Origin of the sequence: Cryomorpha ignava, from assembly GCF_010686655.1 — a bacterium.
Lineage (GTDB): Bacteria > Bacteroidota > Bacteroidia > Flavobacteriales_D > Cryomorphaceae > Cryomorpha > Cryomorpha ignava.
Map to the genome: position 1 here is coordinate 22,657 of NZ_JAAGVY010000028.1, position 11,952 is coordinate 34,608.

Annotated in this window: 8 protein-coding genes; 6 read left to right on the forward strand and 2 right to left on the reverse strand. The window is 41.0% G+C overall.

Annotated features, from left to right (window positions below):
* Positions 1 to 42 precede the first annotated feature (42 nt).
* Entirely contained in the window at positions 43 to 2,712 is a 2,670-nt protein-coding gene (locus tag G3O08_RS13685; RefSeq protein WP_163285947.1) for a T9SS type B sorting domain-containing protein, read from the forward strand.
* Between the two features lie 7 nt (positions 2,713 to 2,719).
* Positions 2,720 to 3,310: a riboflavin synthase gene (locus G3O08_RS13690; protein WP_163285948.1), complete on the forward strand. Its 591-nt coding sequence runs from the start codon at positions 2,720 to 2,722 to the stop codon at positions 3,308 to 3,310.
* 230 nt (positions 3,311 to 3,540) lie between these two features.
* Here the strand turns inward: G3O08_RS13690 and metG are convergent, their stop codons facing one another.
* Positions 3,541 to 5,622, reverse strand: coding sequence for a methionine--tRNA ligase (metG, locus tag G3O08_RS13695; protein WP_163285949.1), 2,082 nt, complete (start codon positions 5,620 to 5,622; stop codon positions 3,541 to 3,543).
* Between the two features lie 55 nt (positions 5,623 to 5,677).
* Between metG and G3O08_RS13700 the strand changes: the two genes are divergently transcribed.
* Positions 5,678 to 6,586: a S66 peptidase family protein gene (locus G3O08_RS13700; RefSeq protein ID WP_163285950.1), complete on the forward strand. Its 909-nt coding sequence runs from the start codon at positions 5,678 to 5,680 to the stop codon at positions 6,584 to 6,586.
* 11 nt (positions 6,587 to 6,597) lie between these two features.
* On the opposite strand, the gene G3O08_RS13705 is transcribed toward G3O08_RS13700, so the two are convergent.
* Positions 6,598 to 7,242, reverse strand: coding sequence for a DUF4412 domain-containing protein (locus G3O08_RS13705; RefSeq protein WP_163285951.1), 645 nt, complete (start codon positions 7,240 to 7,242; stop codon positions 6,598 to 6,600).
* A 50-nt stretch (positions 7,243 to 7,292) separates the two neighbouring features.
* Here G3O08_RS13705 and G3O08_RS13710 point away from each other — a divergent pair, with 50 nt between their 5' ends.
* The 3 genes from G3O08_RS13710 to G3O08_RS13720 all read left to right on the forward strand — a co-directional run bounded on the left by G3O08_RS13710 (position 7,293) and on the right by G3O08_RS13720 (position 11,806).
* Positions 7,293 to 7,661 (forward strand): YraN family protein, encoded by a 369-nt coding sequence (locus G3O08_RS13710; RefSeq protein ID WP_163285952.1) that lies wholly within the window; start codon positions 7,293 to 7,295, stop codon positions 7,659 to 7,661.
* Between the two features lie 159 nt (positions 7,662 to 7,820).
* The gene (locus G3O08_RS13715; protein ID WP_163285953.1) at positions 7,821 to 9,086 is read left to right on the forward strand and encodes a pseudouridine synthase; all 1,266 of its coding nucleotides are present in this window, start codon (positions 7,821 to 7,823) and stop codon (positions 9,084 to 9,086) included.
* A 71-nt stretch (positions 9,087 to 9,157) separates the two neighbouring features.
* Positions 9,158 to 11,806: an AsmA-like C-terminal region-containing protein gene (locus tag G3O08_RS13720; protein WP_163285954.1), complete on the forward strand. Its 2,649-nt coding sequence runs from the start codon at positions 9,158 to 9,160 to the stop codon at positions 11,804 to 11,806.
* Positions 11,807 to 11,952: the final 146 nt, after the last annotated feature.

Here is an 11,952-nt window from a genome sequence, read left to right on the forward strand (position 1 = left end):
ATTGAATTTTAATTACCTTTAAGATTCTTTATTTTACAGACCTTGAAACATTTATTTACTACGGTATTCGCTTTACTTATCATCGTTTCGGGTGTGTACGCCACGCACAATCGTGCCGGCGAGATTACTTACAGGCATATTGATGGCAATACCTACGAGTTTACAGTCTATACCTGCACCAAAACCTCTGCGCCCGCCGACAGGCCTTTTCTTCCTATTTTTTGGGGCGATGGATCACCCGCCGATAGCTTAGAGCGAGCCGAGATTATTTTTGATCCGATTAAGGATTCTCAAACCAACATTTATATCAAATCGCATACATTTCCGGGCTCCGGACTTTACAAAATATGTATTACCGATCCCAATAGAAACGCCGATATTTTAAACATTGCGAATGGTGGATCTGTACAAATTCCATTTGCCATTCAAACCACACTACGTATTTCGCCTGCTATTGAGGAGAATAGCTCAGTGACCTTTCAAAATGATTGTTTACAAGATGCCTGCCTTTGGCAACCATGGGTTTTTAATCCAGGTGCTGTTGATCCAGATGGTGATAGCCTTGTTTATTCATTGGTACCCGGAATGGGCGAAAACTGCCAGTCATTTGAGCTGGGTTTTTATGAATATCCTAATCAAATTCTACCGTCAAGTACCAATCCGCCAAATACATCCATGAATCTAAGCATTGATTCGCAAACGGGAACAATAATATGGGAAGTGCCGCAGCGGGAAGGGGAATACAACATCGCAATTTTAGTTGAAGAATACCAAAATGGTTTACAAGTAGGTACCGTGTTACGCGATATGCAGATAACGGTAATGACCTGCGATAATTTACCTCCCATCATTGAAGCTTTAAACGACACATGCGTGGAAGCCGGTCAAACACTCACTTTTTCGGTTTATGCCGATGATCCCAATAGCACCAATGTTGAAGTTATTGGTTTTGGAGCACCTTATGAAGTTGCGAGCTCACCTGCCGATCCGGTTACTCAAACGGGTGAATTGCCTCCGGTAGAAGCTACATTTAACTGGAATACGAATTGCAGCCATGTTAGGCTGGCTCCTTATCCCGCAGTATTTGAGGCAACCGATAATGGTCCCGGAGTAGATTTGGTGGCCATCGAAACCATGAATATTTATGTGGTGGCGCCCGCTCCCGAAAATCTATTGGCGGAAGCCGTAGGAAGTGCTATACAATTAAACTGGGATGAATCACCGTGTACTGAAGCTATCGGATACAAAATATACAGGCGTATAGGTTCGTATGGTTTTGTGCCCGACCCTTGTGAAACAGGGGTGCCTGAATATACCGGATTTGTGCAAATAGCTGACCTGGAAGGGCTTGAAAGTACCACTTACCTCGATATGGACGAAATTATTTTTGGCCGCGAGACTTGCTATATGGTGATTGCTTATTTTAAAGATGGCGCAGAAAGCTATGCGAGTAACGAATCTTGTGATCAAATAAAATTTGAAATTCCTATTATTAAGAAAAATAGTGTCGGAACAACTGCAATTTTTGGTGTTGATACCATTTTTTGGCGCAGCCCGATAGAGCTTGATACATTGGTGTTTCCTGGCCCGTACCAGTATAAGTTGCTTCGGAGCGATGGGTATGAATCGCCGACTGGAGTTGTTTATACATCAGATGTTCAGGCAGATATTGATGACCTGCCAACTTCTTTTATTTCTGACAATATCAATACAGAAGATACCGCCCATACCTATCGGGTAGAATTGTTTAGCGGTGGAGCGTTTGCCGCGCGATCTAATAAAGCTTCATCGTTGTTTCTGAAGCTTACGCCAAATGACAATCAAATGGGGTTGAGCTGGCGTGAAGAAGTTCCCTGGCTTAATTATGAGTATGATATTTATCGTCAAACCGATGGATCCGGTCCCTTTGATTTAATCGATGTTTCATCTGAAGCGGGCTATGTGGACAGCAATTTGGTCAACAACCGCAACTACTGTTATTACATTGTAAGTCGTGGCTCGTATCAAGCTATTGAAGAGAATGATACGCTTGTAAATTTTTCGCAGCGTATTTGCGATCAGCCTTATGACCGCACTCCACCCTGTCCACCGGTTTTTGCAGGAGATGGTGATTGTGTAGAATTTACGGTAGATTTTGAATGGACAAATCCTAACGAAGAATGCGTAGATACGGATGATGTAACGGCTTACAATATATATTTCACACCGGTAGAAGGTGGAGAATTTGAATTGTTAGAGACTATTGATTTTAGCGGTCAGACTGACTTGCAGTTATATTTTGAAAACTCCATAGCGGGGTGCTACGCCATTACGGCGCTCGACTCTCTTGCGCTCTGGCCGGATGGATCTCTTAATCAAAATGAAAGTGAGTTTAGCAATATCCTTTGTTTTGATAATTGCCCGATTTATGAATTTCCAAATGTAATTACTCCAAATGGTGACGGTAAAAACGATGTTTTTGGCCCGTTTCCATATCGTTCGGTTGAGTCGGTAGAATTTACTGTTTTCAATCGGTGGGGCTCTATTGTTTTTCAAAGTACCGATCCTGATATTTTATGGGATGGAACCAACAAGGAAACCGGCGAGCTGGTAAGCGATGGCACTTATTTCTATACCTGCAAAGTGTTTTCCATTCGGTTATCCGGATTAGATCCGGTAAATTTGTCGGGGTATGTTACTGTATTTGCAGATCGCCCACAAAAGCAGAATTAATAAAAACATGTTTACTGGAATAATTGAAACTCTGGGCACCATTCGGGAGATAGAGAACGATGGTGGAAATATCCATTTTATAATAGAATCTAATATCAGCAACGAATTAAAAATTGATCAGAGCGTTGCCCACGATGGTGTATGCCTTACTGTTGTTGCCCTTAATGATAGAAAATACCGCGTTACTGCCATACAAGAAACGCTTGATAAAACGCGACTTGCCGAATGGAAAAAAGGCATGAGTATAAATTTGGAGCGTTGTATGCCCGCTAACGGCCGTTTCGACGGCCATATCGTTCAAGGCCATGTAGATACCACGGCTAAGGTTACTAAAATCAAAGAAGATAATGGGAGTTGGCGTTTCTATTTTTCATATGCGCCTTCCGCCGAGTTTGTAACTGTTAAAAAGGGATCCATTACAATAAATGGAGTTAGCCTTACTGTGGTAGATAGCAGCCAGGATTCTTTTTCAGTAGCAATTATTCCATATACTTACGAGCATACCGGTTTTAAGAATCTAAAAGTAGGCGACTCGGTAAATCTGGAGTTTGATATTGTAGGGAAGTATGTGGCAGAGATGATGCGGAGAACGCGCTAAGAGAACGGCTTCGTGGTTTTTAGAACCTAGACTGAGGCAGATACAGTTTGTTGCCACAAGTCTTGGTAAAATGTACAAAGTTTAAATCCTGAAAACTGTCTTTTAGCGTTTTACTCTTTTAGCTCATGAGAATGATTTATCCGGCTCCAAATTTACAATAGTTGAGCTTTATTTCTCTTTTGAATGAGCTTGAAAAGACAGTTATGGAAATCTCTTTTTACTATTTTGTCCTACCGCACCGTCGATCCATTCGGCATTTCAGTCGTCGGGCTCATAAAGCTAAGCTTTCCGTCGGCATCTTCTGCCATCAAAATCATTCCCTGCGATTCAACTCCTTTTATTTTTCGCGGCTCCAGATTCATTAGTACAGAAACCTGCTTGCCGGGTAGTTCTTCGGCTTTATAGTGCTCTGCGATTCCAGAAACTACAGTGCGCTTATCAAGGCCCGTATCGAGCAAAATCTTCATAAGCTTATCCGTTTTCGGCACGCGCTCGGCTTCCAGGATTGTTGCTGTACGAATATCGATTTTCATAAAGTCATCAAATTCAATAGCTGATTTTTGAGGCATAAGGCTACTTTCTTTTTTGGTGTTTTGTACCAATGAAGCTTGAAGTTTTGCTTTCTGCGCTTCTACTTCTTCGTCTTCTATTCTTTTAAAAAGCAATTCGGGTGTATTGATGTCATGGCCAACGGCGAGCATTTTTAGTGTTCCTGCGTCTTTCCATTCGGTAAAGTCGGTGTTGAGCATTTGCCCAAGCTTTGCGCATGTATTTGGCAAAAATGGCGCAGCTATTACCGTAAGATTTGCCGACAATTGAAGACAAAAATTCAAAATTGCTTCTGCTTTTGGAAGGTCGGTTTTTGCCAGTTTCCAAGGCTCGGTTTCGGTAAGTACTTTGTTTCCAAAACGCGCCAGACCCATCATGGCCTGCTGTGCATCTCTAAAGCGATACGCTTCAATAAATTTGGCTATATCTTCTGCCGCGTGTTGCACTTCTGCGGCGCAGTCTGCTTTCGCCAATTCATTTAAATCAACTCCTTCGCCGGAAGGCACTTTACCATCAAAAAACTTGTGGGTAAGCACCAAAGCGCGATTTACAAAATTGCCGAGCACCGCCACAAGTTCGTTATTTACACGCGCCTGATAATCGGCCCAGGTAAATTCACTATCGCGGAATTCAGGACTGATGGCATTGAGCACATAGCGCAACTCGTCTTGCTGGCCGGGAAAATCTTCAAGATATTCATGCACCCACACCGCCCAGTTTCTGGATGTGGAAATTTTCTTTCCTTCCAAATTCAAAAATTCATTTGCTGGCACATTTGTAGGCAAGATATAATCGCCGTGAGCTTTGAGCAAAACAGGGAAAATAATGCAATGAAATACAATATTGTCTTTTCCAATAAAGTGAACCAATTCTGTTTCAGGGTCTTGCCAGTATTTTTTCCAGTCTTTGTTTTCTCTTTCGGCCCAAGCTTTTGTAGCCGAAATGTATCCGATAGGGGCATCAAGCCAAACGTAAAGCACTTTTCCGTCTGCTCCTTCTACCGGTACTTTAACGCCCCAGTCAAGGTCGCGCGTCATGGCACGTGGTTGCAAGCCGCCGTCTATCCATGATTTGCATTGTCCGAGCACTTGTTTCTTCCATTTGGAAGGGTTGTGTTGCTTTACGCCGTTCAAAGTTCCATTTTCGAGCCACTCGCGCAGCCACGTTTCGTGATTTTGAAGAGGTAAAAACCAATGCGAAGTTTCACGCATTACCGGAAGGGTGCCGCTTAAGGTAGATCTTGGATTGATCAAATCTTGAGAGCTAAGCGTACTTCCGCAGTTTTCGCATTGGTCGCCATAAGCATTTTCAAACCCGCACTTTGGGCAGGTACCGGTAATATATCGATCAGCCAAAAATTGTTCTGCCTCTTCGTCATAATACTGCTCTGAAGTTTTTACTTCAAAAACATCTTTTTCGAGGAGGGTTAAAAAATAATCGCTCGCTGTTTTGTGGTGCAGTGGCTCTGATGTACGGTAATAAATGTCAAAATTAATTCCGAAATCGACAAAGGCATTTTTTATTTGATTGTTGTATTTATCTACAATTTCCTGTGGAGATACTTTATCTTTTTTTGCCTTGAGCGTAATAGCGGCGCCGTGCTCATCGCTTCCGCAAACAAAAACTACATCGCGTTTGCAAAGCCTTAAGTAGCGTGCAAAAATATCGGCAGGGAGGTAAGCGCCTGCAATATGCCCAATATGTAAGGGGCCATTTGCGTAAGGCAGGGCCGCTGTAATTGTATATCTTTTTGGATTATTCAAAAGGAATGTGCTTGTTTGTGATGCGCAAAGATAAACACCTCAATCAATCTTTTCTATGTCAGTAATTATTCCGAAAAATTTAGCCAAAGGCGATTTAATCCAAATTGTTTCTACGGCACGCTTTGTAGATCGTAAATTAATTGATCTAGCATTAGAAAAATTGACTGCTTTTGGCTTTAGGGTAGAGGTAGGAAAAAACCTGTACAAGCAGCAAAATCAGTTTGCAGGAAGCGATGCCGAACGACTTGAAGATATTGACGCTGCCATCCGCAATCCTGAATGTCGCGCCATTCTTTGCGCTCGCGGCGGATATGGATCTGTGCGAATTATTGATTCAATCGATCTGGAGGCACTCAAAAAAGATCCGAAATGGATAGCGGGGTACAGCGACATTACTGCAATTTTAAATCATCTTTATATGAATGCAAGACTGGCAGGAATACACAGTACCATGCCGGTAGATTTTCATAAAAACACGCCGGAGAGTTTAGAAACTTTGGTTGGTGCCCTTACGGGAAAAGAGCTTTTCTACACAGCTCCAACCTATAAGTTTAATAGAACTGGTGCAGCTGAAGGAGAAATGATAGGTGGTAACTTGAGTATGCTTTACAGCCTGCAAGGATCAAATAGCCAACTGAATACAAACGGAAAGATTTTGTTTTTAGAAGATCTGGACGAATATCTCTACCACATAGACCGCATGATGATGGCACTAAAGCGAAGCGGAATGCTTGAAAATCTCGCCGGGCTGATTATTGGCGGTATGAGTGATATGAATGACAATAAAATTCCTTTTGGAAAAACGGCTCAAGAAATTATTAGTGAGCATATTGCGGAATATGATTTTCCGGTATGTTTCAATTTTCCATCCGGCCATCTCGATGACAATCGTGCGTGGATTCACGGCAAAAAAATAAGGCTGATCGTTAAAAACGATCAGCCTTCTGAAATAGTTTCTTTTTAGAATATAGACTTTTACTCTCTTTCGAATTTCGTGTAATTTGCCGGAATTGTAAAGAGATCATTGCTCAAATCAGATTTTGTTACATCCACAACCTGAAGCTTTGTAAGCTCTACACCATCGGTCTTTTTCTCAATTCCTACCATCGGGAAAGCTCCTTCAAAGTTTGGGATATTCATAAAGTAAACCGCCAGCTTATCTTTTCTGTTTAGCGTTTCCAGCATAGGAACCATAAAATTAAAATCATCATCGGCAGCCCAGAACGTTACCTCTCGACCGTCGTCTTTTCCTGTAACTTTTACCTCGGTGCATTCATATCCGTTAATCGTTTTCTTGTTGTTCGTTTTTTGAACAAATACTTCAGTTTCACGTGCTGGCCTTTTATTTGGCACATCTATAAACATATTTCGCTCAGGACTGAGCGCTTTTACAGTATTCTCTTTGGTATCAACAATCATAATACCCTGGATTTCTCCATTTTCACTTAATTCCTCTACGCGAATTTTATCACCTTTAACGTAATAAATGTAATTTGCGGTAACGGGACCAATAGTTTTGGTAAATTTGATGGTGCCTTGGAAAGGTCCACCGGCATAAGCCATAGAACCTAGCGTAACCCCGAGCACAATTGCGGCAAATTTTTTCATAAAATGTTTCATAACTTGAAAGTTTAAAGGAACCCTTTAGATTCACAATTAATAATTTTAACATGTCTTTAGAATCGACTAACTCAATCGGTAAAGCAGGCGAATCTCATGCTTGTACGCACTTAGAGAAACTAGGTTTCAAAATACGTGACAGAAACTGGCGACATATTCACGATGAATTAGATATTATTGCTGAAAATGAGACGTTTATAATTTTCGTGGAAGTAAAAACCAGGAAAAATAATAATTACGGAAACCCTGAAGCATTCGTAACCAGAAAGAAACAAGCCTTTATAATTAGGGCTGCGAATGAATACCTTATTCGCAAAAAGCTTGATAAGGAAGCGCGCTTTGATATTGTGGCTGTAACGGGATTGGATGAAAATTGTGAAATAGTGCATATACCAAATGCTTTTTACCCGATAGTATAAGGTAGGAGTAGGTTTTTAACCAGGTTTTTATTATAATAGGATTGAAATTGAGTTGTTATGAATTTTAAATTTAAGTTCTTTGCCAATTAAATTGAAGTACTTACTGGAATTTCTAATACAATAAATCACGGCGTTCATTCAGGAGCGCTATACCTATAAATGAGCGAACGAGATAATAAAAGAGGCAATTCTGACAGAAGAAGACCGGGAGGGAAGCCGGAAAGCGATAGATCGGAAAATAGAAAATCTGATGATAAAAGACGTCCGGGAAGTCGGCCGTATAGCGACCGGAATGAAGATAGAAACGAGCGCCGACCAGATTCGCGGAAGCGCACTTCTGAAAATGAAGAAGGTGAAAACAAAACCAGTGATCGGTCTAATGCTCGCAAATACTCCACAGGAAAGCCTTTTGGAGAACGCACGACCGATAGAAATACGCGCAGGCCAGATTCGCGGAAGCGCTACCCCGATACCAATGAGGACGAAAAGAAACCCGGAGGACGACCAAATGCGCGCAAATATTCCACCGATAAACCTTTTGATGATCGCTCGGGAGATAAAAATACACAATGGCCAGATTCGCGGAAGCGCACGCCTGAAAGTGACGAACAAGGAAGTAAACCCGGTGGACGACCAAGTGTGCGTAAATACGCCGCCAGCAAACCCTTTGGATACCGGGGTAAGCGGGCTGTAGCCGATGTGACTAAAGACGGCACGATGCGCTTGAACAAGTATATTTCTAATTCTGGAATTTGCTCGCGCCGCGAAGCCGATGATTTAATAAAAACCGGATTGGTAGAGGTAAACGGGAAATCCATTACCGAAATGGGCTATAAAGTTCAACCAAACGATATTGTAAAATACGCCGGCGAGAAAATCACACCCGAAAAACCGGTTTACTTCTTGCTGAATAAGCCAAAAGACTACACGGCTGAAATGAAGAGTACGATGGACCGCAGAAATGGACTTACACTGCTCCGCGGAATTGGAAATCACAGCGTACTTCCTGTAGGTAAAATGGATAGAAGCACATCGGGATTGATTATTTATACAAACGATGGCGACCTTACCATGAAGCTTTGCAACCCGAAACTGGGAGTGAAAAAACTATTTCATGTGCATCTCGATAAGAATTTGAAAAAGGAGCATATGGATAAACTGCTTGAAGGAGTGGAGCTGGAAGATGGTTTTGTGAAAGCAGAAGAAATATCATACGTAGGTGATAAAAATGACAAGAAGCAAATAGGAATTGAGACGAAAAGTGGAAAAAATAAAGCGGTGCGTCTTATGCTTGAGTCATTGGGTTACTATGTGGTAAAGCTTGACCGCGTGATGTTTGCGGGGCTTACAAAAAAAGATTTGCCTCGCGGAAGGTGGCGAGCACTTACTACCCAAGAGGTAATAAATCTAAAGATGTTAAAATAATGACCGTACTGGTACGTTTAATGCTGTAACAGAATAGGCGAAATCTTTCCCAATTTACTTTCCAGACAGCATTGAAGAAACTCCTGAAATATGTTGCCATAATTGCTGCGCTCATCGCAGTTCTCCTTGTGGTGGCGTATTACCTGGCCAAGAAGTATGAGCCCGAAGTGCGCAAAGTAATTGTGTATGAGCTTAATCGCAAGCTTACTGTACCTGTAAAAGTAGGCGATATAAATTTAAGTTTGCTGCAGCGGTTTCCATACGCTTCGCTGCGCTTTAGCGATGTTGTAATTCCGCAAGTGAAAAACGGAGAAGCTACGGCCGATACATTGATTTATATAAAAGATATGTATCTGCAAATGGGCTTGCTTAATTTCATGCGAAAGAATTATGTGGTATCTGAAGCAGAAATAAACACTGGCTTTTTTGATATGGCCTTTTATGAAAATGGAAGCGATAATTTCCATTTCTGGAAAGCCAGTGACGACACCAGCAGCAGTGGAACAAACTTTTCGATAACAGAGGTTCTTATTAGAGATTTCAACTATCGGCTTAAAGATTCAAATAAACTCGCTTTAGATTTACTAATGGTAAAGTCAAAAGCCCGCGGAGATTTTGGAAGTGAAGAGTACACTATTGAATCGGGGAGCGATATGTGGATTAGAACTGTGGTTTATGAATCTGATACATTGTATGAAGCTGAAAAATTTTCAGGCGATCTTAATATTGACATAGACCGTATTAAAGATTCGTACACCTTTAATAGTGATGATTTAGAATTAGCCGGACAAGACATTGGCTTAACAGGAAGTTATATCCCAAAAAACAAGCAGTCGTGGAATCTGAATATAGAAGCCCAAAATGCCGATCTTGAAAAGCTTACCCATCTGCTTCCCCTAAACCTGCGAAATAGATTTGCGAAGTATAAGGCGAAGGGAAAGACCGATTTAAAATTGAATTTGAGTTCAGGGGAGCGTTTCGATTTAGATGCGTTTTTTAGTTCCCTTTCGGGAAAATTTCAACACAACGAAGCTCTTGGAACTGCAGAAATAAGCGGAGCGAAAGGAAAGTTTGAAATGCGCAATGGTATCTCTTCACTTATTCTGGATGAGCTTGAGGCCTCAATCGGCCCCGGCGACATGAATGTATGGGGCAAAATAATTGACTTTGATGCTCCTTCATTTGATTTAAATCTGGAAGGTGAAATAGATTTGGAAGAACTAAAAAGCCTTTTAAATATAAGCCTACTCGAGAAACTGGAGGGACGAGTGCAGCTAGATGGTCGCCTTCAAGGAAACCTGCCTCGTGAATCTACAAATGAAACACTCGATTTATTAAAAGGAATAGACTTTATAGGAAAGATAAATCTCAGTGAGGGAATTTTTCAAATGGAAGGACAGGACCAGCTATACGATAAAATAGAAGGAGACATTCAGTTAAAAGACAATGCAGTAATAATAAAATCGGCTAAAGCGCGGGTTAACAAAAGCCCTTTTGAAATATCGGGAACTATAAAAAATGCGCTTCCTTACATTTCCCGAAAAGGTCAGAAATTGAGTATCCAGGCCGACTTCAAAGCTAAAGAGCTCAATTTTAATGATATTCTTACTCAGAATGAATCAAAACGCGATACCACTTACAATTTTCAGTTGCCAAAAGATGTGGCTTTTGATTTAAGTGTGGAAGTGGGAAAAATGACATTTCGAAAATTTATAGCCACCGATATTACAGGCAATGCCTACTACAAGAGCGGATTACTTACTTTAAATCCATTCGCTTTTAAGCTTGCTTCAGGAACTGTAAATACAAATGTGCATTTCATACAGAAATCTGACAATCAATTTGAAGCTCAAGCTTTAGCCCAATTGAAAAATATTGATTTAGAAGAATTTTTTGTGGCATTCGAAAATTTTGGACAGAGTGTAATTCAGGCAAATAACCTGGAAGGAAGAGCAGATGCTACCATTGAATTTTCGGCTCTGTTTAAAAGCGATCTTTCCATTGCATCAGAGAGCATTAAGTCAAATATTGAATTAATGGTGCTAGATGGAAAATTGAAAAAAGTAGAATCCCTTCAAGCAATTTCCGATTATTTGCGTGGAAACGCACTGTGGCGCTCACTTATAAAAGTAGATGAGTTTGAGAAAAAACTTAGGGTTGTGGCTTTTGATACACTTAGCAATACGATTGCTATCGAAAACCGTGTCATTAAAATTCCGGCTATGACGATTGGTTCGTCCGCACTTACGCTTAATCTTTCAGGCACGCATAGCTTTGATGACGCCATTGACTATTCTATAAATTTCAGGATCAATGAATTGCTTCGTACAGGAAAGAGAGAACAGCAGAACGAATTTGGATATGTGGTAGATGACAATACCGGATTACGCTTTTTTCTAAAGATGCAGGGAACTGTTGATAATCCCGAATTCAGCCTCGATGGAGATGCCGCACGCAACAAACGCAAGCAGCAATTTGAGCAAGAGAAGAACACTTTTAAGAGCATTCTAAAAGAAGAGTTTGGCCTGTTTAAATCAGATACAACACTCACGGGTGTGCCGGAGCAAAAGAAAAAGAATGATGCAAAATTCTCTGTAGACTTTGAAGAGTTTAAGAATGCAAACGATACATCTGCCGGTAAGGAAAACACTCAAAAGAAGAAGAAAAAAGGAAACTCAAAGCAAGATGAGGATCTTTACGATAAAGATGATGATTTATAGAGTCTCTGGGGTATTAATTAAGGCATCGCAGGTTCGTTTTTAGAATCCGTTTAAGCTGCAAGAGCGCAAAAAACACCATCTTTGGCTTATAAAATCGAAAAGATTTATACTTTAGGTGAAAATTCCCACTATAGAAGAGACTTCTA